Below are 25636 nucleotides of genomic sequence, written 5' to 3' on the forward strand. Positions count from 1 at the left end.
ACCTATACTCTACCTGCTTTGGTAGGTAGAGCTAGGTATTAAAAATGCTATTGATCGCTATATATTAAATATAGGGTTGGGGTTAGTGGGTTTCCCAGGAGATCCATGCCCACCCTTATTAAAATAACTGACTATGATTGCCCTTTCTCCTTTTGCAAACAACCTAAAGACAATACACTCCTTACTTAAGAATAGCCTTAGAGTAGTGAGAGTAATATACCAACCTAGAAATTTCTATTTAACCCATATATCTCCTTGTATTATACTATTTAAGTGTAATAAACCATCTACAATGCCCATTGCATTGTCCATAAAATGACGATTATCCTATGTAGGTATAAACTATACTATACCTAGACATAAAGCTATTGTAGAGTATTGATGCACTCTACAACATATACTATTTATTAACCAACCTTTTAAAACAATAAGCCTATGACAAAAGGCTTGAAAGGTAAGACGTAAATAAGCTTAGGATGCAAATTGGACACTTGCTATTGGGCTTTCTTATGTAAAAAAGTTAGAGGTATTTTAAGTTAAACGAAAGATCACAGGTTATAAAGTATCTCACAAACCTAACTTCTTCTTTTCAAGCCAACACCAACAAACCAAAACTAGCGCATTGAGAAAGCTAACCTCAACGCCAAATGCATTTCTATATCTATTCCTTTTCCGTTCTTTCTCATATTGGGAGAGCTGAGAAAGATGTAAGAGATTAGGAATAGATTACAATTAACCCAAAAAAATGTCTTTAAAGCCTTTATCTATTCTCTCCCCTTTTGTTTAGGTAATAAAAAGCCTTGTAAATGTTGTGGCCTAATACAACTACAAGCGCGTAAAACCAAAGACCAACCTTTTAATAGTATTTAAAAATTATGAAATCAAATTTTACTCCAATCTATGGATATGGCATAGCTATGGCTTTACTCAGCTTTTGCTTTTCCCCTAGCCTACTCCATGCAAACACTATCTCAACTAGGATAGAACAAGAACAACAAAAGGTAACCATCACTGGAACCATTAAAGACTTTAATGGAGCCTTACCAGGAGTTGTTGTACAAGTAAAAAACAAAAACACAGCTACTATTACTGATGTAGATGGTAAATATTCCATTCAAGCAAGCCCCTCTGAAGCCTTGGTATTTTCCTATATAGGATACAGTGGTCAGGAAATAACTATTAACCAAAAGCGAATAATAGACCTAGAACTTCAGCAAAACTCTCAAGAGTTAGAAGAAGTAATAGTTAATGCTGGATACTATTCAGTAAAAGACAAAGAAAGAACAGGGAGCATCGCTAGAGTTACAGCTAAAGACATTGAGCTACAACCAGTAATAAATCCTTTACAGGCACTGCAAGGAAGAATGGCGGGTGTTAATATTACCCAAGCAACAGGTGCTCCAGGAGGTGCAATGAGAGTTGAAATCAGAGGTAGAAACTTCTTAGGCATCTCCCCAGCGCAAAACTCCCCTTTATATATTATAAATGGAATTCCAATTATATCAGATAATCTAGGTTCTCAAACTAGTAATAATATAAACTCAATGGTCTTACCAGGGAACATCTCTCCTTTAAATAATATAAATCCCTCTGATATTGAAAATATTGAAGTGTTAAAGGATGCAGATGCTACTGCAATCTACGGTTCAAGGGGGGCAAATGGAGTAATCCTTATTACTACTAAAAAAGGAAAGCAAGGTGACAACAAATTTACTATTACTTCTTCCCTTGGTTATAGTAAAGTAGCTAATTATATGGATATGATGGGAACAGAGGACTATTTGCGAATGAGAAAAGAAGCCTTTTCAAATAGCGGTGTTAATACCTATGGTCCTAAAGACTATGATATCAACGGTACTTGGGACCAAACTAGATATACGAATTGGCAAAAAGAATTAATTGGAAACACTGCTGTAAATAAAACTATTTCCCTGGGAGTTACAGGAGGTAGCGAACTTTCAAATTATAATATAAACTTAAGTCACAATGAAAGCACAACTGTATTTCCAACGGATAAGGGGTATAAAAGAAATTCAGCTTTAATAAATTTCAATCAGCGTACAAGAAACAACAAACTACTAATTAGCTCATCTATAAATTATTCCCAGCAAAACAATAATCTACCAGCAACAGATCTTACGAAAAATGCCCTTCAGCTTTCTCCTAATTCACCCTCCTTGTATACTTCAGAAGGGGAAATAAACTGGGAAAATGGAACCTTTGCTAATCCTATTGCATCTCTAGGAAAGACTTATGAAAATGAAATTAACTCTTTTATATTAAATTCATCTCTTTCATATGCTTTTTCATCTTTGGTTTCTTTTAAAATAGATACAGGTATAAACTCTCTTAATTATAATGAAATACAACTTACACCACATACTATTCATAATCCAACTTTAAATACAACTTCTGAAAACTCTAACATCAACAAAAATATTAATAGTAGTTATTCATATATTATAGAACCTCAACTTAATTTCAACAAAACATGGAATAAGCATACTTTTAATCTATTAACAGGAATAACATATCAATCCTCACTCCAGAATTTTCTAGGAATAACAGGATCTAATTTCTCTTCTAATTCATTAATAACAAATATAGGTGCAGCTAAAAACAGAGAGATAATTGGAAATAGTACAACCCAATATAATTATCTAGCTTATTTTTCAAGACTAAACTATATATACAATCACAAATATATTATAAACATTACAGCTCGAAGAGACGGTTCAAGTCGATTTTCACCTGATAATAGATTTGGAAATTTCGGAGCTTTGGGAGCTGCCTGGATACTTACTAAAGAAGATTTTACTCAAAATTGGAAGTGGCTATCCTTTGCTAAACTACGAGGAAGTTACGGAATAACTGGTAGTGATAATATTGGCGATTATGCTTATTTAGATGCTTATAGTACTAACACTGGACAATATGCTAATAGTAGTGCATTAAAACCTATAGCACTTTATAATCCTGATTATAGATGGGAAAAAACCACTAAACTTGAAACAGCATTAGAATTATCTTTTTTTAAAGATAGATTAAACAGCTCTATAGCATATTATGATAATCGTTCAGGCAATCAACTTATTGGATATACTTTACCAAGTACTACTGGATTTGACAAGATTACTTCTAACTTTCCAGCAGTAGTTCGAAACTATGGCTGGGAGTTCACATTTAACTCATCCAATATCATATCAACAAACTTTAAATGGACCACTAACTTTAACATAGCGTTTAATAGAAACAAACTTGTTTCATATCCTGGACTAGAAGACGGAACCCAGAGTAGCTTATTTATAATAGGAAAACCCCTTAATATTTACAAATCTTATAACTACCAAGGTTTAAACAACTTAACAGGTCAATATCAATTTGAAGACTATGATACAGATGGTAAGTTTACTACGTTTGACAAGAAAATCATAAATGACCTAAACCCTAAGTTTACTGGAGGTTTACATAATACAATCAGTTATAAGAAAATTTCACTTGATTTTTTATTTCAATTCGTGAAAAAGAAATCATATAACTATGATTACTCTTACTACAACGCTCCCGGTGCAGCCATGATAAATCAACCTACATCTTTTAACAATAGATGGTCCCAAACCAACCCAAGTTCTAAATATACTCAGGCTATGCATTGGAGTGATCCCAACTATAGTCAAGCTTCTTTATATAGGAACAGTAATGAAGTACTTACTGATAGCTCTTACATTAGACTAAAGAACATATCTATAAACTATGAGTGTTCCCTTAAAAAATTAAAAATAGATCAGTTACGATTATTTATACAAGGCCAAAACTTATGGACAATTACAAACTATTATGGATTAGACCCTGAGTTTATTTCTCCTAGTTTTCTGCCTCCTTTAAAAACTCTTTCATTTGGCTTACAATTAACTTTTTAAAAATATAGAGATGATAACAACCAAAATTTTCAATAAAGCACTATTGCACTTTATAATAACTGGAGCAATACTAATGACATCTTGTAGAGATAATATTGACATAGATTACCCAAATGATCAAATAAATCGTGAGGATGTATTTGAAGATATTACTACAATAAAAGCCGCATTAAATTATATTTATTCTAGGGTTATAGATAGTAGTTTATTTACGTTTGGCCCTACTGGTATCTCTTATAATCTCAGCCTTACAACTGATGAGTTGACATACTTGGGAAATGATCTGCATTTGATTTTCTCAAATCAAATAGATGCAGAAAATCCAACTTTCAGTGAGTACTGGTGGAATGAAGCATACAAAGATATTTATTCTTTAAACGCTTTTATAGAGGGAATATCTGGCTCTACAACTATAAAGGATACAGATAAGAATCAACTTCTAGGAGAAGCATATACATTAAGAGCTCATTATTATCAAACTCTTACCAAGATTTTTGGAGATATTCCTTATACAACAACAACTAATTTCATTCATAACACAACAATAGGAAGATCTTCATATAATGAAGTAATAAGATTAATAGAAAAAGACTTAATACTAGCCCTTGATCTTCTGGATTATTCCTATAGGAGTAATAATCGAGTATATATAAATAAAGCAGTAACTGAACTATTACTTTCAGAGAATTATCTCTTACAAAAAAGATATGACAAAGCTGAGTTTTTCGCTTATAGTATTGTAAATAACACTTTGTATGAACTTGAATCAGATCTAAATGAGGTTTTTAAAAAAAATGCTACTAGTACTATATTTCAAATAAGTCCAGCTGTACTTCCTCAAACAACATACCAAGCGAGCTTATACTTATTTACAACTATAGCTGCCTCATCCTCATTAACTACACACTTTAATAATTCATTTGAAAATAATGATCTTAGAAAAACAATGTGGATAAATAATCATTCAATAAACGGAATCACTTATCATCAACCTTACAAGTACAAAAATCTCCAAAATAATACAGATGAATTTGGAGTGGTTTTTCGCCTTGAAGAAGCTTATTTTTACTTAGCCGAAGCCTTAGCTTACCAAGATAAAACTTTAGAAGCAGCAAATGTTCTCAATGAAGTTATAGTTAAACGTGGTCTTACTTCTATACCGACAAACCTTTCTAAGGAAAATTTTATAAAAGAATTATTAATACAAGCCCACAAGGAGTTCTTCACTGAAGGAGGACATAGATTCTTCGATTTAAAGAGAAATGGAAAATTGCAACAAGAACTAAGTCAAACAAAAGCAACTTGGAAAACACGTAATTCATTATTCCCTATACCAGAATCACAAATCTTAATTAATAAAAATTTATTACCAAATAACCCTGGTTATTAATTTCAATCATATTATGAAAAAAATAAATTTACTATTTAGCCTAAGTTGCATTTGCTTGGGCTTTATAACTTCATGCGATAACTTACATACTCCAATTATAGAAAGTAATCCATTATTACAAAATGTAGATGGGACCATTACAATTCAAGGTCGAGTACTTGTAAAAAACACTAATACACCACCAGAAGGAGTCAACACAATAAATATTGCTAATAAATGGAAGTTTTTCAAAAAAAACCTAAATGCTAAGGGGGAAAATGAAAAAGTATTTGTAGACAAAGATGGATACTATAATATTACAATCAACAAAGGAGATACAATACAATTTTTACCTTATCACCACTTTTATAAACAAAAAAAACCTTCTTATAACTTACATAGCTTTGAAAACAATCAAATAGTCAACTTTCTCGTAGAGCCAATCGACTCATCAATTGGAGAACAAATCGTAAGTAAAAGTTATAAAAACAAAGAAATATTCAATGTAAATCCTAATAAACTAGTCACTTTAGCTGGTACAGTTATAAGTAAAGAAACAGGAAAACCATTAGAAAATATTATGATAATGTCTCCTTTTTACTATACAACATTAGGTTATACTACTCATCATTTAACAAACAAAGAAGGTCAATTCATAATAACCATTCCTCAAAACTCTATAATTGCAATCAGCTCTAATACTGATTCAACAATAACAAATTATATAGAAAAAGATACAATAATAACTTATCACCTATAAACTATTTACGATGAGAAAAGTTAAAATACTATTTATCGCAATACTACTCTTGATAAATATTACACCTATTAGTGCACAAAACTCAAATAAGCCTGCACACTTGCAAGCGATGAAGATCTCGCCCAACCATCTTTCTCCTGATGGGAAATGGCTGATATACAATAAGTATAATGATAAAGGAAAGAGGTTTTCTAATTGCTTTTTAATGAATACAAAAACTAAGCAGCAATTTAGTTTCAAAAATAATAGTACTTTTTACAACCACCTTTTAAAGGATGACTTTCTATTAGAACAGAATAAAGATATTTTATCTATTATCAACCTCAGTGATACAACAAAAACACAGAGGATCCCTAATATTGTCCAATTTGACTCAGATAAGAATAATAATATAATCATAACATTAAACAAAAATGGAGGTCTGAGCATTATCAAATTAAACAAAACTAAACATCAACAGCTATTCCACATAGCCAATGCTGATACATATTATGTAAATCCAAATAAATCCATCATAGTGTATCAAGAAAAGGCTTCTAAAAAACTATATGCCATTTTTCTTCAGGATTTTGAAACAAGCTTACTTCTTTCTCCTGAGCAAGAAATTTCAAATCTAAAGTGGAATGAAAAACAAAATTGTATTTTGTTCAAAACTAAAAACAATCTAGTTTTTATAGATATAAATAAAAAAGAATACAGGCAGATAAATTTACCAAATCAACACTTAGAGAATCTAGAAACCGAAATCTACAACAATAATGATCTTTTTATAAGCTTCACTATTTCAACAAATGACATAGTACCCGAAAGTGATTTTATTAGGATTTGGTCAAGCAATAGTGGAAATATAATCCCAACTCGTATGAAAAACATACCTAAAAACAAAAATTATGTAATCGTTTATAAATACGAAACTAAACAACAGATTAAACTCGATGCTAACTCTGGAAGAGAATACAAACGCAATACCATACCAAACTATGTAGTTTATAGTAAGCCATATGAAAATAATCTCTTTGAGCATCCTTTTCCACAAACTATCAATTATATTCAAAATATTAATTCAAAAGAAATAAAGATTCTATCGGCAATATCAGGGGAACAATTATATATTTCTCCAGATAACACACACATTTTATATCCTAAAGAAAATTCAAATCATTGGGAAATATATACCCCTTCTACAGAAAAAAGGACTTTAATTGAAAAAGATTCTATTGGTTTGCAAAGACCACTTTGGTCGTCAGACTCAAAGTATGTAGTGTTCAATAAAGGTAATAATATTGTTAAGCTAGATGTAGCTACAGCTAAAGTAACTAAATTAAGCAACTTTAAAGAAAGTGCAGATTTTAATTTTGTCGGACAAATATTTCATGAAATAAATCACCAAGGACTCATAGATTTAACTAAACCATTCGTCTACACAGTTACTATTAATCACAATACTGCTATTTATAAGGTTAAAGACGATAAATCTGTTAATATTTTAAAATTTACCCCTAATAAAATATCACAGATTTTCACTAACATTATTGATCAGCCTACTAATACTATAGTTTGGTTAGAAGAGAACTATAATCTACCTCATACAATAAATGCTTCTCAAAACAACACAAATTCTACTTTGGTAAACACACCATTACCGGAAGAAGCTTATAATTGGCAAAGACAAAAAAGTATCAAATTTAAAGATAGTCATGGAGTAGAGTTAGAAGGTTTTCTTTATTATCCTAAAAATTACGATGCGAATAAAAAATTCCCAATGATTACCTTTATTTATGACAAAGTATGGGAAAGCAATCAACTCAAGCCGAATCAATATATCCCATCTACTTATTACAATCAAGGTGCTTATAATAGAACTCTGCTAAACGAAAACGATTACTTTGTGTTTACACCAGATACTTATGTAAGTGATAGTGGGCCTGGAGTTACTGCTATAGATTGCGTTGAAAATGGAATTTATGCAGTATTAGCTGAAGAGTCAAGTATAGATGAAAAAAAAATAGGCTTAGCAGGTGGATCTTTTGGCGGCTACAAAAGCACATTAATCGCGAGTCATAGTAATTTATTTGCTGCTATTCTAAGCTTTGCAGGTCCTACAGACTTAATTGGTGATTTTTATTATCGTTATAGTGACAAATTTAGGCAAGTCCCAGAATATGGTAGAGCAGAAGGAGGACAATACAAAATGAAACAAACATTTGCAGAGAATCCCAAAAAATACTTTGATAATTCACCACTCATTCATGCACATAAAATTAAGACACCTATTTTATTGCTTCATGGATTAGAAGATACAAATGTAGTACCAGAAATGACAAGTAAGTTCTTCTGGGCATTAAAAAAATATAAACAAACTGCATTCTTAGCTCTATTTTATCATGATGTAGGACATGCTTTTTTTACTGAAAGTGAAGTTTCGAAAGATGCAACTAAACGTTATATAGAATGGTTTGATTATTATTTAAAAGATCGTAAAGAAATAAATTGGATACATAACAGAGTAGATCCAAGTAAAAATTTCATGTAAAATAATTAAAAGAAGGCGCATTTTTTGCGCCTTCAATAGTTCAACCATTTAAATATTATATAACGGTTTGTATTCCCATACAGTACCTACCATTATTCTTCCATATAAATAGACGTCTTCTCCTTCGATTTCAACCTTACATAATCCATTATCTGTAGGTGTTATTGTACAATGATTTGGAGTAACAGATATCGGATCATAAGTAACACCATTATAAGTGAAAAATGGTCCGGTATACACCGCTTGCATACTTACAGCTTCAGTACTTGTTACTGAATCCGCTGTAATATTACTAGCACTTAAAGTAAGTGCACCTAAACCTAGCATCGCAAATACCGCTAATGGTAGGAAAAGGCTTTTAAACATTTTTTTCATTTTAGAGAATGTTTAGTTAAAAACTCCTTTTTAGTAAACTATTACAAGGTTATATTTCTGCGTTTGTTGATCCGTTTTAATGTCAGCCTATTTCTTAGACACTTAGATCCTAATACATACAAGATGTAACTGTGAAAAAACCTTTGAAAAGCATCACATAAAGAAGCTCTTAATCCGTTAATAATACACTTCATAAATTTTGGTCTAAGTGTCTATAACTTAGCTTTAGGTTAAACAATCGTTTTTAAAGTGAATGGATTCAAAATCCAAGCATTTTTCCATACACTTTTTCCTTATAATAAATAGAGAACTTTCCTGTAATAGAACTTACCATAAGTTCCTGGTCCCCCTTTCTCTATTTAATACTATATACATCTGTATTCAATATTATACTTTTCTTTTCTAGACCTGTAAGCTCAAACGCTTCCTTGTTTTGATTTTCCTTCACAAAGCAGTCACTACACTTCTATCTTTATCTTGCTTACATATCATATTTACTATAAACCAGATCTTCAGTCTAACTGTAGAAAAAAGCTCATCTAAACTAGTCAATCAATACCCTAATAGCAATACGTGTTTACACCTATTTTTCACATAGATTCTAAGCTACCTCTGTACTTACTTTCTGAAGTAGGTAATGTCTTATTTACTTTTATCTATCCGCTAGAAAGTAGGACTCTTTGATACATTCTTACATCAGATTGAGCTTCCTATTTCAATGAATTATCCTACCTCTTTTAAAATAATAGTAAATAAATTTTTATATATTACTTATTATCAATATATTAGCATTACTATTCTGTTCAAATACTTTACTAGGAGTGAGTAACCTAGTAATTAGTATTTTTAAAGAGCGGCGTATCTTCTTAAACGGCGCTCTTTTCTTTTTTATACTACTTTTAGAAGTATGTTACTTATCTTTATAAATCAATCGGTATACTGTCTAAGATAATTACCTCTAAGCCTATCCTTAGGTCACTTCAAGCTTTTATTTCTTATTTAATATTTTACTGCTTTTGAATAAACAGTAGAACTTCACTTCTTCCTAGAGAACGATGGCCCCAGTATAGACCTACATAGCCTTATCAATTCAGCCGCTGCTATACTTTGTATTGAATTTCTCTTTTAACAATAGATAGATACCTTCCTACTATACTTTTTTTGAAAAGTAGATCTATTGTTTTCTACTACTATCTATGCGCTTATCTCAAGAAATAAGACTATATATTATACAAAATTTACTATCCATTTATTTTGCAATACAACTTATTATCAATACCTTAGATGTAATTCAACATGAATTTTTCACAAGACTTTTTCAAATGAGTCACATTGAGATGTAATAGGGCGGAAAACTAACTCATTTCTGCCCTTATTTTTTTAGTAGAAGCAGTAGCCTTGGATAAAATGTTTTTATTCCTTTGTGTTTCATTGTACACAAACCCACCTTTTTCCCTTTTCTCTGCGGCATTTTCCCCTTAGGTTTATGCTTTACTTAGTTTAAGCATTGTGTTTATTTTACGTTTTACTTAGTTTACACTTAGCTTTTGTGTATAATTTACCTTTATCCTACCTATCTATTTGTTACTTTAAATAACTGACAAAAATTGTCATTAAATTAAAACAAAAACTACAAATTATTGCGTATATAGCTTATTTTCAATATATTACAAGTGTATTTAAAAATAAATTACTCATCAACTCAAAAAGTTGTAAGGGGGTGCTAGTACTAACAACAAGCTAACACCCCTTTTTTTATTTCTAGAAGTCATTTACACCTAGACTTAACTAGTAGCTAATAGCTTACAATAAAAACCTTAGTATTTTTTTATTACTTCTTCTATTATACTAGGTCAGTTTTACCCCGTGATATTACGAGTTTGGTAATTTCAACTATCTCTTTAGCTTATATTTTTGATCTTGGTTCTATGGGATCTTTCAATTCTAGAACACTTCTGTAACTTACTTTTGTAAAATTAAGTGGAGAATTAAGTAAAATCAATCCCCATCTTTCCAAGTTTTTATCTTTAAAAATGGGTATTGACTTTGTTGTTTATTTTTTGTAAATTAAGCCATCGAGGACTAATTTAGAGCTACAAAATACGCTGTACACTCTATATCCCCTAGCAAACCACGTTACGGATTCATTTACCTAAAAATCAATTATTTAGCTTTTTACATTAAGGAAGGAAAATACAATTAGAAACTAAAAAAGACTTTTTTAGATCAAGTGATAACTATCCTTGTATTATTTCCATAAAAAAACCACCTATTTCTAGGTGGCTTATAGTTACTTAATACAACTGCCTCTTTGTAACTGAGGTATGAAATATGTCCTATTTCAAAGGGGAAATTACCCTTATTAGCCTTTTAAGTACTAAGGCTGTGATACCACTTTAATCATAAGGAGATTTATTGCTTTTGTGAATAGTTTTACTCAAACTGTCAAGAGTTATAGAAGGCGGTTTTGTAGGTAATAATTTATCTACTAATTCCAGATTATTCGGATCGATATACTTAAGCCGCACTGCTAACATTAGCATTTCAGGTGTATTACTTACATGCCATTTTTCGTAGATACTCTTTTTATGACTAGATACTGTATTTTCACTTATTCCTAATTCAGCAGCGATCTCCTTGCCAAGCTTCCCCTTAGCAAATTTACCTACAATTATAATCTGTACAGGGGTCAACACTTGTACTTTGTTTTTCAAGATATCTCTGTTTACATTCAAGAAATCGAAAGCATCTTTAGAAAGATACCATTTCCCTGAAAAAACATCCCGAATTGCAGAGTTTATAAGTAGGATACCTTCGGGTTTAGGTAAAAACCCTTTAACGCGTTGCGCTAAACATCTCTGCTTTACATAGAGAAACCTAAGAGAAGTAAATATTAACACTTCAGCTTGTGGTAAAATTTGTTGTATATCACTTAAAAGCTCCAACATCACTTTATCTGGCGTTCCATAAACCCCAACTTCTACAATAACCACGTCTATGGAATAGCTACTGTGGTTGTTAAAAAAATCTTCTCCTGTTTCACAATGTAACACAAGCTTAATATCCTTTGTCTTATCAAATCCATATTTTAAGGCATTTAAAACAATTAGATTTTTTTCAATTACTGCTACGTTTATCATAATTACAAACGTATTTGAAGAAGGAAATAATTGGTCTTTCCTTTATAACCATGTTCCATAGTGGTTTGCAGCTCTTTTAAGCGCTTATCAATGCAATCTAATCCCAAATAACGCACAGGAGTTAAATCCAATAAATCAAAGCCATACTCTAGCTCATCAGGATGTATAATATCATACAGGTCATCATCATCCTCTTCTTCTGGATTATTTCTCTCGTGTATAAAAGAAAACTCTTCTCCATCGAAGCTAATATGAACCTTCAAGATTCCCTGATCCTCTGTTAGTTTAACTTCCACGTCCATTGCATCACTTACATTGCAGATATTGCGTAGTAACTCTGTGCAGAGTTCCGCTAAAGCCTTTGCATGATCTATATTGCTAAATTCTAAAGTGGAGTTGTTTATTAGAGTTACATCTACAGCAGTGTCGGTCTCTACTTCTTCTAAGTAACGTTCTAAAATATGTAGAAAGGGATTCTTACCTTTCTCTACTACATACTTCTTCAAAAGAGCCTCTCGTAGTTCTTGGTGTTTAACCACTACAAAACGAGATAACATTTCAAACATATCTAGGCGCTTTTCTTTATTCATACCGCCTTTAATAAGTATTTCTAACTCACTAAAAATAACATGAATAAAGTTGCCAATAGATATATGCTCTTCCAAAAGGTGATCATTACTCACCTTTGCCTTCATGTGTTTTAGTTTATCGCTTAAAAACTTCTTTTTGCCAACCAGTTGGCCAGCTAATTGTCCTATTAGAAGTGCAATAACCAAATGTTGCACTAATAATGCATAAATAATAAAATCGAAAAATTCCATAAAAAATCTTTTTAAGGGTCAAAAATTAGAAATCCAAAAACACGGGGGACTTTGCTTTTTGATTCCCTTTCAAGAAAAATAGCTTACATAAGAGTTGTAAGCCATGTAAAGAATACTCTTTACATAAATTGATAGCTATGGCATCAGATCCACCATGGCTTTAAAAACAGCTTATAGCCTCTATAGATAATAGCAAAGCCTCTTTTAAAAGAGAAACTCATCCTATCTTTTTTTAGCACAGAATAGGATGCTAAAAAACTCGAGCTATTTATCAAGGCTAGTCTTTTCATAATACAAATAACTTAGTAATTATACCTATGTTTTAACAAGGTAAAGCCTGCACTTTACAAGACAGGTGAAGATCATAAAGGTTCCCTGTAAAGCCCCTATAAAGACTTTTTAGAAAACCAGTGAAAATAATTCTCGTAAATTTCGGAATAATTTATCATTTAAAACATACCCTTTTTAGGGTATTTTTAGCACATTTATGAAAATATTATGTTATCTAATAAATTCCTACTTCAACACTGCATTTTAGTAGTAAAAAGTATATTTTAACTCATTTTCTAGCAATTTGAACAAACACTATTCATTAAAATTATACATATTGGTACATTTTACCACTATGACCTTCCAAAAATAGAAACAACAATTAGGGAAAAACTGTTAATTTCATGGATATATTTACATAAAATAACATTTACATTCTTATCATTAAACTTTAACACATTAAAAACCAATAAGATAGTAGTTATATCAAATATAACTATTATTTTTACATCGGTGAAAGTAAAATAAATAATGGGTTTTATTATTCACAGGCATTAACTCTTGTTGTTTCCAAAAAAAAAGTAACAATGCCAGATGTTGGAGTCATCTTTCAAGCACCAAACTTAAAAAAATAAACCAGTAGGGCTAACTGGTTTATTTTTCTTTTGTCTTTCAATATAGTTACATATATCTATCATAAACTAAATATATACATTATGGATTACAAAAGTATCTTAAGTCAAATCGATGACTTTGAGCATCAATGCCTACTTACTCCACAGGCTGGAAAATCGCTCCATAAAAAAATCAGAAACTTTATAAAGGATAAGTACACTCAGATGTGGGTACATTATCACCAGAAGGGATTCGCAAATCAAGAGGAAGAAATCTTTTTCTTCAAACATGTTAAACCCACTATGGTTAGCAAAATATTCTTTTATAATTCGGTAAAAGAAATAGATAAGGGATACGAAAAAGTCCCGGAAGAACACAAAAACACCTATTACCAGACCATCTATGACATTATCTTACAGGAGAATAAGGCCTTAATTAAACAATGGGAGCATTTTGAGTATTATAAAAGTGGTCGCACTGATTTAGATTCTCTTTATTACACCTTGGACAAAGGTATATCTATCTACTGTGTTACTTACTCTGGGAGTCTAGAACTACTTAAGAATAATGCCAATGATTTTTCTACTTTATTAGAGCTAAATGCAACTTGTCACCTATTGTTTAAAGAAACTTTAAAGCATCTGCGAGGTAAACTACTTAGTATTCCACAAAGCAAAACCCAGCCACACCCCAACACTATACAATGAACTCATTCTAAGGCATCGCTCACCGAGTTAATCTACGCCATTTACATTGCGGGCGCCGTTGACAAAAAGCATACCTCCATAAAAGAGCTTTCTCAGCGGTTATCTGAAGTATTTAATATGCCCTTGCCCAATATTCATCACACCTTTTTTAGAATGAAAAATAGAAAGTCTAGCCAGACTACACCTTTTTTAGATCTACTAAAAAAAGAACTTGATGAACATATTCAAAAAAACAATCAGTAAAACTAAATCTATACCTCTCCTAGCTACATGCAACACCTAGCTACATGCAATACCTAGCTACATGCAATACCTAGCTACATGCAATACCTAGCTACATGCAATACCTAGCTACATACAATACCTAGCTACATACAATACCTAGCTACATACAATACCTAGCTACATACAATACCTAGCTACATACAATACCTAGCTACATACAATACCTAGCTACATACAATACCTAGCTACATACAACACGAATAAATCATACCCTTTTTTTTAATCTCCTCCATAACTAATAGAAAAGTAAATAAAGGGTACCTTTAAAATAAAAAAGCCCCATTAGAGGCGGCTCTAATGGAACTTTTCTAAGTAATAAATACGCGTTAGTAAAGTGACAAAGCGTTAGTAAATTTACAACGTAGATAAAACCTTTATTCTAATCTTATTATTTCTACTTCTAAGGGATACTATTACTTTGTTAGTTAGGTAAAGCTAGTTTGCTCTATTCTTAAGAAAGTATAGTTGTAATTATTCTTATAATTATGACTTAAAGTGCCTTTAATAGGCTTTAAATCGGAGTCTAATCCTTGTAAGGATACCTTTTTCTTCCTTTTTAAATAACCTTCAAAATCATATTTACTGCCATTATCTATAATAGTGATATGCAGACTCTGTGGTAATTGCTCTATTTGTAATTCAATAAAATCAGCTTGAGAATAAAGTACTATATTCCCCATTAGCTCCTTACATAACTCTAGAATATGTATCTGCATTTCTGGCTGTAAAGGTTTTATCTTTCCTTTTTTCACATAGAGAACTTGTTTGGTACCGAATCGATTTACCGTATCTATATACTGCTTCAATAAAGTATTTAATCCCACTACAGAAGGGTAAGTAACATACTCCTTTACAAGAAGCTTCTTTAAGTCCTGGTGCTTATCCTCTACCCTTTGGCTTAACTTATCTAAAGTTTCTTTTTTTTGTATATCATCTATATTGGTATCGGCTAAAAGATGTAAGTTACTAGACAAATCTTCAAAAAAATGTCCATAAACACCTTGAAGTAAACTCACCTGCTTATTGTTAAAATCATTTTGAAAAGTATAGTAGTCATTAACCATCTGCCTTTTATTATAAGTATAACGCTTATAAAAATAAAGCAGCACTCCAAGGACCAAAACAAATTCAAGGGCAACAACAACCCATAGATAATCAACTGTTTGCATAAAAAAGAAAATATAATATTTAGCTGTACTCACCTGTTTGTATAACCTAACTCTATTGCTGATCTACTAGCAAAAAGCACATTAAACAACACTTACAATAACTTCTTGTTGCACTAAAAACCCTATTTGAATTCTTTACTCCACCCTCTTGCCAAAACAAAAGCAAGACACTACCCTTGATAGCTGTACTATAGATACCTATACTAGGCAATAATCAACAGACATCAACCTCACCTAGTAACCTAGGTAAAACAATGGTATAAAAAATCACAAATAGCGCTCTTATGTGGAAAATCCACAAAACAAATAGCCTTCACCCCAACAACAAGGCTTAGCTTTTATAAAAAATACTTTTTCTTAAATACTGATCTTATATATTTTTACCGCATTATAACCCATTGCATACCACCTTGAATTACCCTAAACCACACTACTCAACAAAGTGTTCCAAGGTATATCAATTATAGTAAGCCATAGACGGACTCCTTTTAAATCAAAACAAAAACTCACTACTCTTGTTTAGATTTAAAGCCATTACATGGATTAAAAAAGGTTTTATTTTATATAAGAATAACTATTTACTTCTTTTTAACCTTACTCTATAGCCTGATTACACAATGGAATTACTTCCAAACAAACTATATCCATAAGCCATATCTATGTAGGAACTCCTTCCTTACCTGAGATAAAAGAAATAATAAATAGAAAATACTTAAAAATTTAATATAGTGGATTTGGGAGAAAACAACTGCTTAAATTTAAAAAAGTACTTTTTTGTCCTGTTTGTATCTTGAAGCGTTAAAACACAAAACGAACATTTTTTCACTCGGGGGCAAATATCCAAAAGTAAAATGATTTAAGCAATTCATTTTTGAGAATATTTCAATCAAAATACTGTATTTAGACATAAATTAACAATTCAGCACTGTAATTATATGGATTTAGCAGTATTATATAATTTTATATACATTTACACCTATAAAAACCAAGTACTTGAATTATTTATCTTTATATTTAAAATTAGAATACTATAAAGTAATAGATTAACAAATAAACCTATTAAAACATAAAACAAATGAGGTGCAAAACAAAACACAGTAGAAACTTTAAAACCAAATAAGTATATAAAATCTACTTTATTGATATAATAAGTACATACGCAAGATCGTAAAGCACCTTACTTTTATTAAGTATAAAATTTCGGAATACTATAAAAACATCTTGTTTTTTAATTTACATGGAGCTTACACATTATAGAAAATAGCATATATTGCTGCTATTAAAGGACTTATTACCAGCAATTAATAGTTTTTCAGGGTGGTTATATATCCTTCGAAATATCAAAATCAATAATTAACTACCAGAATTATTTCAAATGAGCCCTAAACTTTATTTACTGTTACTAGGGTGTATAGTTTCTAATTTATGTTATGGCCAAACTTATTCTCATTTAGAGAAGTCGGATACCATTTCACTGAAGTCTATTTACTTTGATACATCTAGAACAGTGATTATAACTAAAACTAAACAAGCTTTGCAAGGTAATATGCAAAATTACATTCTATACACGGATGCACATAATTCCTCTATAAATGGAATGTTACTGCAATCAGCCAATAATTTGATTTCTACAAAGAAAAACTTTGTAAAGGAAGCGTCGTATAAGAATTCATAGTTTGGCTACTTATCCTATTTAGAAGCTCTTTTATTTAATCACACTAATGTATTTCTACATTAGTGCGATTAAATATAATGACTATTATTTATTTGCAATCTCTTGAGAAATTAAATCTATATACTTACTGCTTTCTTCTTCAAATATTTCTATTCCCTCTAGCATATAAGCACTTAGCAAAGCTTGTTTTGCTTTAACCTTATCCTCAAGTTCATAATAGGACTGTCCTAATCCTAACCATACATACCCATTATCTAGAGCTCCAGGGGCTTTTAAAGCTAAGTTATAGTAATAATTTGCGTTTATAAAATCCCTTAAGTTAAAGAAACCATCTCCTAAGGCTACATAGAGGTCTAAAGCGATGTCATACTCTTCTTTAGGTGATGGAACAAGCTCTAATGCGGCTAAGTACTTGTCTGTAGCTTCCTTATACTTTTGATTCTCTGCACAAATATCACCCTGTTCTAATAAAGACTCTATTCTATCTTCTTGCTCTTGGGTTAGCTCACTAACCATAATAGTGGCCTGGAAAACTTCGGATGTAGATAATTCATTTACTTTATCTGGGTTTCTATAATATTTAAGATAGTTGGGATCTTCCCCTTCGAAATACCTATAACCTGCTACTCTCACTACTTCTTTCCAACATTCAAAGGCTTTTTGGTAATCAGCTGTCTCAAATAAAAACTTTCCTTGATTAAACAATACATCCTGGTCATCCATTCTTAGATTATCATTTATTTCGACCATAGTGTTAAGCCATTTCTTTGCTTTACTTAGATTATTATCTTCTAAATACCCTGTAAACAACTCACTTGCTAGGCTATAAATTTCATTCCAATTATTTTTTGGCTCAGGATAAAGTTCCCATGCATCTAACATTAATTGATAATACACCGATTTATCGGTTTGATAGTGCTCGTTTGCTTGTTCAATAAGAGCATCTATTTTTTCTTGTAACTCTTGTTTTAAGATTGCCATGGTTTCCTATTGTTTTTTTATTAAAACTATACCTCTATTCAATTTGAAAAGAATATCCTTATCCGTTTTGCTAAATATTTAAGAGATGGATTTATATTTAAAAGTCCATTACTGTATCTAAGCCGCGTCTAAGTCCTTTAAAAGTACTCACTTTTTCTATTGCAAGCAAAGCACCAGCTACATAAGGTTCGGCGCTAGCTCCTGCATCATGACGTATAGTTAATTTCTCATCTTTTAAACCAAAAATAGTTTCAAGAGAAATTACATGACCGGGAAGCCTAACCGAGTGTACATGTACATCGTTAAGCCTTGCACCACGAGTCTCTTTCTCTCCAATCAACTGGTCTTCTGAAACAAAAACAGTTGGTTTTTGGATTTGACCTAGCCTATAAGCAAGTTCTCTTGCACTACCACTTGGGCTATCGATTTTTCCCTCGTGAGCATAATCGATGATTTCAAAATTTGGAATATACTTAGCTGCCATTTCTGAAAACTTCTGGAGTAGTACAACAGTCAAAGCAAAATTACCTACAGCCAGTACAGATGTATTATTATCGTTAGCCACTTGTTCTATCTCTTTGTAATCCTCATCCGTTAAGCCAGATGTTCCAACAACAACGTGTTTTGATTTTTTAAGAGTAGCTATAATATTCTTTTTAGCAATATCCGCTCGAGTATAATCTACTAAAACATCAAAATCAACACTAGAAAGAGCCTCTTCCATATCTGCAAAAATAGGAATATCTGCACCTTCTAAGCCAAGTACATCCCCTAGATTCTCTCCTTTATGGCTACGGGAAAGCGCCCCAACTAATTGCATATTTTCATTTTTAAAAACACCTCTGCTCAAAGCTGAACCTGCCCAACCTGTAGCACCTGCTATAAATACTTTTATCATTATTATTAATTTTAATTATTGAATTTATTATTGGTTCTTATTTATCTATTTTATTTTCTATCCTTGTTCCCTTTTTAAAATTTTCTTCTGTACGCTGCTTATAACTCTTGGTTTGTATCATCTTTTCGATACTTCCAAGTGACTCCACAAAGTGAGGGTTTGCCTCTACTAACTCCTGCATAGTAGCAATACACGCATTCCAATATTTTTCAAATTCAGGAATAGATCGATAAGCTTTATCACTTAAGCGTACCACTTGCTTTCTAGAATCCAAGGGGTCCGTGTGAGTTATTACATAATCCTTGTCTTTCATCTTTTGGATAATCTTTATAACCGCTGGGTGAGATAGTTGAACGTTTTCAGCAATTTCCATAATACTTAACTGCTCATGGTCTTGTAATAGTATGAAGATCAAATACCAATTGGGTTCGATATCCGTTCCTATTTCCTTATAAAACTCCTTTGTACTATATAGTATACTATCATTTAGCCTTTTAAGCCTACTTGTCAAGCCTGCTACTTGAATCTGTATTAAAAAATCATTCTTACTCATGGTTTATTTACGTAACTAGTTACGCAAATATATAAAATTACGTAATAGGTTACATAAAAATACAGAAAAAAGTTGTGGATTCAATGTAACACACAACAATAATATACTACAAGACAAAAACAGCAATCAAAAAATCTACAATTATCTCCTGCATAATCAAACTTCTCCTAACTAAGTTCTAATTCTTGGAGTTAGTTGGCTTGGCCTATATAACCCTCACAGAAATAATCTACTTCAAATGAATAGTACTGACTTAAAATACTTGACATAGCCTTTATTACCTCTGGAATATCTCCATAGAAATCTATTTCTTTACTTCCATTTATCAGTAGAGTAGATCTAAAACCATCGCTAATAGGCCCCTTAATTAAAGGTGTTGAAATACTAGCTGCTAAATCTCTTAGATTTACCAAATCTTTTGTATTTATCTTAAAACTTTCCTGTCTTATGATTTGATTAAAATCTATTTCTCTACTTTGATTTGCCTCGGTTCCTATTATAATTTTACCCTGCCCATTTTCCATTACAAGAACCTGGTGCACGCATCCATAAGGGCTCCTGAAATTCATTTCAAGCATAATATTATCTTTACATGAAGACATACATAAAAACACCCCCATTGAAAGCAAAAAATATCTTAAGCTACCCATTGATTAGTATTTAGATTATTTTTTTGTTTTGTATTTTCCATGACCATTAGTTAAGCTTGTTGTTACCTTTGTAATCACTTACTCGATGAACTACTACCTCATCTGTCCTTTCTAGCTAAGCAGGCTCAAAGTCCGATAGATTAAAAATAGCTATTTTAATAGTACCCTAAAAAGCACTTTACAATTCTTTTCTACTGTTAGAAACCCAACTTTCTTTGGGTTATACTTATAGTATAACTTTGACTTCCATGTATTAACAATAAATTCTTTTAAAACAATAAGCACTTCTAATATAAAGATGTAACTAAATGTTTTATTTAAAATCATAGTAACAACTCCACTGCAAAAAGTATCAAATTCAGTTCAATTAACTATAGCAATTTATTTAATCTTGATAATTTGAAAAACCTGCTTTTCTCCTGAGTTTCCAAATCTATATATAACCAATTCATTCGAATTGGCTTGTTTAGTTATAATATCGCCTTTTTGAATTTCTGAAGGTGCGTAGAAAGTATAACTATTAAGAATTAATCTATCCCCATTTTCATCATAGTAATAACACCTTAAGGAAGGTGTTTGTTCGATTTTATCTACCACAAAATGGATCTCTTGAGTAAATTCTTTTTTGCCATAATAACTATTCAATACTAGAGTCAGTAGAATAACAATACCAAAAAAAAACGCAAGATAGATCCACTCATTTTTCTTTATACCACTCATTAATATGTATATTTTATTTCCAACAAACAACACTATAACTCCCCTTACTTTAGATAGATTATTCTGTAATAAAATATAAAAACAAATAAACTATAAAGATTGAAAAAGCAATTTCATGTATAAAAACCTTTAACTCTAAACTGTCATAGTAGAGCCTCCACGCCTAATTCAACTTCTTCTTCACTGAGTTACCTCTCTTATATAAAATACAACCAACTCACTATTGGTGCAATCAGTCATGCTAATAGCTCTTTCATAGCTACTTCTTTATTTTAAAAGAATCATCCCTACCAAATAACCATCCAATACATTACAATTTTGTGTTGTTTACTTATAGCCATTCCTTTTGAATAACCATTTCCCCATTCTTTTGGCATCTGCTGGGAAGCCACCTCTAATCCATTGTAAAAAATCCCTTTCTCTGCTTGAAAAACATAGATATCAAATTCATCCTCTTGCCAAATATCTACTTCGATTTCTTTTTGAAAATCGACAAAATTAGGAATAGGCAATTTATCCGCATAACAACTTCTTTCAATTTCAATACCCTCTTCTAATTTTATGTTATCGTAACTTTCAAGTGACTCAATTGTTTCAAAAGGATTCACTTTAAGTAAGCAGTCTTCACTAGAATTATATTTATGAAGGTAATCCCTTTTTTCTAAATGAGTTACAAGAGAATCAATCTCTATTTTAGGTACATTATATTGATATAAATAAAGGCCTATATTATCCTTTCTAATATCAGTCATAAAGCTCAAAGAGTACCCTAAACGTATAAGTTTTTCAGGGAAATGATCAACTAATGAAGAGTCAAATTTATTTTTAAAACCTATATAACTCTCATTCATTCTTTTCTTTGATTCCTCATTGAAAGGAAGCTCTTTTTTGCAGCCTGTAAAAACTAAACATATAACCAATAAAACAGCAAGGTTCCTCATAAGAATAATTCTAAAAAATCTAACAAGCAGAATATAAATCTACATATTATAATAGCTAAAGATATTATTTATTATAATAAATATAGGAGAAAAAAAGTATTAAAAGAGTTAGTTACAGTAAATCCATTTCCGACAAACAAACTTATATGTATTTGATTCATAGATTAAAAGCTGGATCTATTCTAAACAGCATTTAAAACTCCTATTCCCTAGGCATAGATACTAATAAAACAGAGTGAAATAAATTAGACAACCTTTTAAACCAAAGAACAGATTGCTTTTAAATGAGGATTTAAAATATTTTAAATTCCTTACTTATCACTTCTCTATTTCACTAAAAAATGAATATTTTTACTATCTTATTAATTAGTTTTAGCCAGATGGGTACAATGCTTTCTATGGAAGGTTTTACCATATATACGATAACTTATTTCAAAGAAGGCAAACTATTATAGATAACCTCTATTTTACAAAAATGAAAAACAAAGTATCTAAACTTAACGGATATGTAATCTGCATAGGTTCCATTCTTTTTATATCGGCTATTGCCTTTATGTTCAAGGATGTAGTACACTATCAAATAACAGCTTTAATTTTGTTTTTAGCTGTGTCTATTTTGGCTATCCTATATGATATTCTTCCTGTTACTATAGCTGCTATACTAAGCGCTGTGATACTTAATGTGTTTTTTATAGATCCTATTTTACACTATAAGATTAATAGCCCTGAGAATGTATTGCTATTTTTCATGTTTTTACTTGTGGCTGTTTTGAATGCTGTTTTCACAAACCGCATCAAGCAACAAGAGAGAAAAATAAGAGACAAAGAAGAAAAAGAGAAAACCATCGTTTTATACAACACCTTACTTAGCTCTTTATCCCATGAGCTTCGCACGCCTATCTCCACAATTATAGGAGGTATAGATACCCTAAGGGCAAAGGATACTCTTGCAGAGCTTTACAAAGAACAGCTGTTAGAGCAAATGGATTTAGCTGCAACACGCCTTAATCAACAAGTGGGTAATCTATTAAATATGAACAGGCTAGAAACCGGCAACTTAGCCATCCGCCAAGACTGGAGTGATATAAACGAACTACTTTTCTTAAGTATAGATAAGTTTTCTTATGCCCAAAACAACATTGAGTTTGAGCCATCAGATGACTTACCTTTGTGCAAAGTAGACCCTGGTTTACTTTCTCAAGTAGTAGAGATTTTATTGCACAATGCAATAATCTATAATCCTCAAAGTAGGATAAGGATAAGTGCACAAATCAAAAACGATTTTCTATCTTTGAGTATAAGTGACTTTGGCAAGGGAATTCCACTAGAGTTGCACCACAAGATATTTGATAAATTTTACCGCCTACCAAATGAGAAAACAGGAGGCACAGGTCTTGGGCTATCCATAGCCAAGGGATTTGTACAAGCCCATAAGGGAAGTATTACTTTAGAGCAAAACTGGCCAAGTGGTAATACATTTACCATTTTAATTCCCTGTGAAGTTTCCTATTTAAACCATCTAAAACATGAGTGATTTTACTATTTTAATAATTGACGACGAACAGCAAATTCAAAAACTACTTGAAATAGGCCTAAGCCAAAGTGGAGCTAAAATTCTACAAAGTACAACGGCTAAGGAGGGTCTAATGTTAGCGGCAAATTATAACCCTGATCTTATATTATTAGACTTAGGTCTTCCTGATATAAAGGGACAAGAAGTATTAAAACAATTAAGATCTTGGTATAGTAAAGCCATTATAATCTTATCGGTAGAAAATAGTGAACAGCAAATTGTAGAAGCCCTAGATAATGGAGCTACGGATTATTTAACCAAACCTTTTAGAATGGGAGAATTACAAGCTAGAATTCGCTGTGCTATTCGGCTTAACAATGCCCAAGAAGACAACACAAAGTTAGAGTTCCAGGACATAGAAATTGATCTAGTAGGTAGAATTGTAAAAAAAGATCAAGAGGCAGTACATTTAACCACAACAGAGTTTAATCTAGTAGCCCTACTGGCTAAAAACCAAGGACGCATACTAACGCATCAGTATATACTAAAAGAAGTTTGGGGAATTGCCTATCAAACAGAAACCCAGTACTTAAGAGTATTCATTGCTAATTTAAGAAAGAAGTTGGAGCAAAACCCCAACAAACCTAAACACATACTCACTCAAAATGCAGTAGGATACCGCTTTGAGTAGTACAGCAGTCAAACAATTATATAAGAACCACTATCTAAAACCATCAAAGAATGGGTTGGGTTTACCCCGCCCATTTCTCTTTCAGATAATTAATAGCAAAGTAATTACTAAAAATAAAACAGCAACTCATAATTAAAGAGAAGCATATAGCTAAAATAAAAGTACCTAATTCGGTACTTTTATGGCCTTTGTAGATGTAATTTCACTAATTAATTAGTTATAGATTTTAAGACAGTACCATCTCCTTTTTGCATTTCTATTAATTGCCATTGCCCTGATTGTCCTTTTTCCAAATATACAATAACAGATATAATTCCTTTTTCTCCAATAACTTCTATTCCTAATAAAGCCCTACCGTTTCCATTTTCCATTTGTATATCTCCAGAGGGGAACCTACCATAATTCAGTATAGTTCCTATTTCTGTTTTTAACTGTTCGTTATTTTCTATTTCTTCTATAGCAGTTTTGTAAGCATCTGAGTTTTTCACCATACTTGCTCCTATAAAAATCATAAATACAAAAAATAAGATCACAACACTTACTAACGCAATGATACGTGAAGATTTTGAGGATCTAATAGGATTCTTTAACACAACTGCTTTTGTAAGTGTATCGCCTAATCTTTGGTTTTGTTTATTAGTGGCCAAAATAAGAAACTCTATTGGCCATATAATAAGGAAAAGGTTACGTAAAAAAAGTCTGCCAAAAGAAGGAACCTTGTTAAGGTTGTTTTGATCGCGAACCATAATTCCCATTATCCACTTACCTAGACTTATCCCTTGATAGCTATCCTTTGCAAAATAGAGGATAAACCCTGGTAGTAAGACAGAAAGTAGTATGGGTATAATTGCCTCCGGACTATCTTCATTAATTAGTTCTTCTGCATAACACAGAAATAAAATCGCAACTATAAAAAATGTTATTACAAAGTGATCTATTAAAAAAGCTGCTATTCGTCTCTTTTTACTGGCTTTTATAAAGTTTGAATCTTTCATTATTATTTTATACTACTCCTATTGGTGGTCCGAAGTTATATTAATTTGCTATTAA

18 protein-coding genes and 1 pseudogene are annotated in these 25636 nt (G+C 31.4%); 8 read left to right on the forward strand and 11 right to left on the reverse strand.

The window, feature by feature from the left end:
• Window positions 1-875: 875 nt before the first annotated feature.
• Genes ACYSNM_RS12640 through ACYSNM_RS12655 form a run of 4 tightly spaced genes read left to right on the forward strand, consistent with a single transcriptional unit; the run spans window position 876 to window position 8582 of the window.
• Window positions 876-3920, forward strand: coding sequence for a SusC/RagA family TonB-linked outer membrane protein (locus tag ACYSNM_RS12640; RefSeq protein WP_461757237.1), 3045 nt, complete (start codon window positions 876-878; stop codon window positions 3918-3920).
• A gap of 10 nt (window positions 3921-3930) precedes the next feature.
• The gene (locus tag ACYSNM_RS12645) at window positions 3931-5310 is read left to right on the forward strand and encodes a RagB/SusD family nutrient uptake outer membrane protein (RefSeq protein WP_461757238.1); all 1380 of its coding nucleotides are present in this window, start codon (window positions 3931-3933) and stop codon (window positions 5308-5310) included.
• A 13-nt stretch (window positions 5311-5323) separates the two neighbouring features.
• Window positions 5324-6049, forward strand: a complete 726-nt coding sequence (locus tag ACYSNM_RS12650) for a hypothetical protein (protein ID WP_461757239.1) — start codon at window positions 5324-5326, stop codon at window positions 6047-6049.
• A gap of 10 nt (window positions 6050-6059) precedes the next feature.
• A complete protein-coding gene (locus tag ACYSNM_RS12655) occupies window positions 6060-8582 on the forward strand; it encodes a S9 family peptidase (protein WP_461757240.1) in 2523 nt (840 codons plus the stop codon).
• A 48-nt stretch (window positions 8583-8630) separates the two neighbouring features.
• On the opposite strand, the gene ACYSNM_RS12660 is transcribed toward ACYSNM_RS12655, so the two are convergent.
• The 3 genes from ACYSNM_RS12660 to ACYSNM_RS12670 form a co-directional block, all read right to left on the reverse strand.
• Window positions 8631-8957, reverse strand: coding sequence for a hypothetical protein (locus tag ACYSNM_RS12660; RefSeq protein ID WP_461757241.1), 327 nt, complete (start codon window positions 8955-8957; stop codon window positions 8631-8633).
• Between the two features lie 2396 nt (window positions 8958-11353).
• Window positions 11354-12097: a response regulator transcription factor gene (locus ACYSNM_RS12665; protein WP_461757242.1), complete on the reverse strand. Its 744-nt coding sequence runs from the start codon at window positions 12095-12097 to the stop codon at window positions 11354-11356.
• Between the two features lie 2 nt (window positions 12098-12099).
• On the reverse strand, window positions 12100-12918 hold the full coding sequence (locus tag ACYSNM_RS12670) for a hypothetical protein (protein WP_461757243.1): 819 nt from the start codon (window positions 12916-12918) through the stop codon (window positions 12100-12102).
• Window positions 12919-14027: 1109 nt separating this feature from the next.
• On the opposite strand from ACYSNM_RS12670, the pseudogene ACYSNM_RS12675 reads away from it, so the two are divergent.
• Window positions 14028-14753, forward strand: a pseudogene (locus tag ACYSNM_RS12675) (RteC domain-containing protein).
• Window positions 14754-15220: 467 nt separating this feature from the next.
• Here the strand turns inward: ACYSNM_RS12675 and ACYSNM_RS12680 are convergent.
• Window positions 15221-15964, reverse strand: coding sequence for a sensor histidine kinase (locus tag ACYSNM_RS12680; protein WP_461757244.1), 744 nt, complete (start codon window positions 15962-15964; stop codon window positions 15221-15223).
• A gap of 1375 nt (window positions 15965-17339) precedes the next feature.
• On the opposite strand from ACYSNM_RS12680, the gene ACYSNM_RS12685 reads away from it, so the two are divergent.
• Window positions 17340-17639 (forward strand): hypothetical protein, encoded by a 300-nt coding sequence (locus tag ACYSNM_RS12685; RefSeq protein ID WP_461757245.1) that lies wholly within the window; start codon window positions 17340-17342, stop codon window positions 17637-17639.
• An 84-nt stretch (window positions 17640-17723) separates the two neighbouring features.
• On the opposite strand, the gene ACYSNM_RS12690 is transcribed toward ACYSNM_RS12685, so the two are convergent.
• From ACYSNM_RS12690 to ACYSNM_RS12715, 6 genes are all read right to left on the reverse strand, one after another.
• Entirely contained in the window at window positions 17724-18620 is an 897-nt protein-coding gene (locus ACYSNM_RS12690; RefSeq protein ID WP_461757246.1) for a tetratricopeptide repeat protein, read from the reverse strand.
• Between the two features lie 97 nt (window positions 18621-18717).
• Window positions 18718-19518 carry a 4-hydroxy-tetrahydrodipicolinate reductase gene (gene dapB / locus ACYSNM_RS12695; RefSeq protein ID WP_461757247.1) on the reverse strand — a complete coding sequence of 267 codons (801 nt, stop codon included), beginning with the start codon at window positions 19516-19518 and terminating at the stop codon, window positions 18718-18720.
• Window positions 19519-19555: 37 nt separating this feature from the next.
• Window positions 19556-20071 carry a MarR family winged helix-turn-helix transcriptional regulator gene (locus ACYSNM_RS12700; protein ID WP_461757248.1) on the reverse strand — a complete coding sequence of 172 codons (516 nt, stop codon included), beginning with the start codon at window positions 20069-20071 and terminating at the stop codon, window positions 19556-19558.
• Between the two features lie 191 nt (window positions 20072-20262).
• On the reverse strand, window positions 20263-20640 hold the full coding sequence (locus ACYSNM_RS12705; protein ID WP_461757249.1) for a hypothetical protein: 378 nt from the start codon (window positions 20638-20640) through the stop codon (window positions 20263-20265).
• A 462-nt stretch (window positions 20641-21102) separates the two neighbouring features.
• Complete coding sequence (locus ACYSNM_RS12710; RefSeq protein ID WP_461757250.1) at window positions 21103-21441, reverse strand: hypothetical protein; 339 nt, start codon at window positions 21439-21441, stop codon at window positions 21103-21105.
• Between the two features lie 287 nt (window positions 21442-21728).
• The gene (locus ACYSNM_RS12715; RefSeq protein WP_461757251.1) at window positions 21729-22292 is read right to left on the reverse strand and encodes a hypothetical protein; all 564 of its coding nucleotides are present in this window, start codon (window positions 22290-22292) and stop codon (window positions 21729-21731) included.
• 565 nt (window positions 22293-22857) lie between these two features.
• Between ACYSNM_RS12715 and ACYSNM_RS12720 the strand changes: the two genes are divergently transcribed.
• Complete coding sequence (locus ACYSNM_RS12720) at window positions 22858-23916, forward strand: sensor histidine kinase (protein ID WP_461757252.1); 1059 nt, start codon at window positions 22858-22860, stop codon at window positions 23914-23916.
• Entirely contained in the window at window positions 23909-24586 is a 678-nt protein-coding gene (locus ACYSNM_RS12725) for a response regulator (protein ID WP_461757253.1), read from the forward strand. Before ACYSNM_RS12720 ends, ACYSNM_RS12725 begins: the two co-directional genes overlap by 8 nt.
• 209 nt (window positions 24587-24795) lie before the next feature.
• Here ACYSNM_RS12725 and ACYSNM_RS12730 read toward each other — a convergent pair whose 3' ends face one another.
• Window positions 24796-25581, reverse strand: coding sequence for an RDD family protein (locus tag ACYSNM_RS12730; RefSeq protein ID WP_461757254.1), 786 nt, complete (start codon window positions 25579-25581; stop codon window positions 24796-24798).
• Window positions 25582-25636: the final 55 nt, after the last annotated feature.

The sequence above is a fragment of the Myroides sp. LJL116 genome (assembly GCF_054871685.1).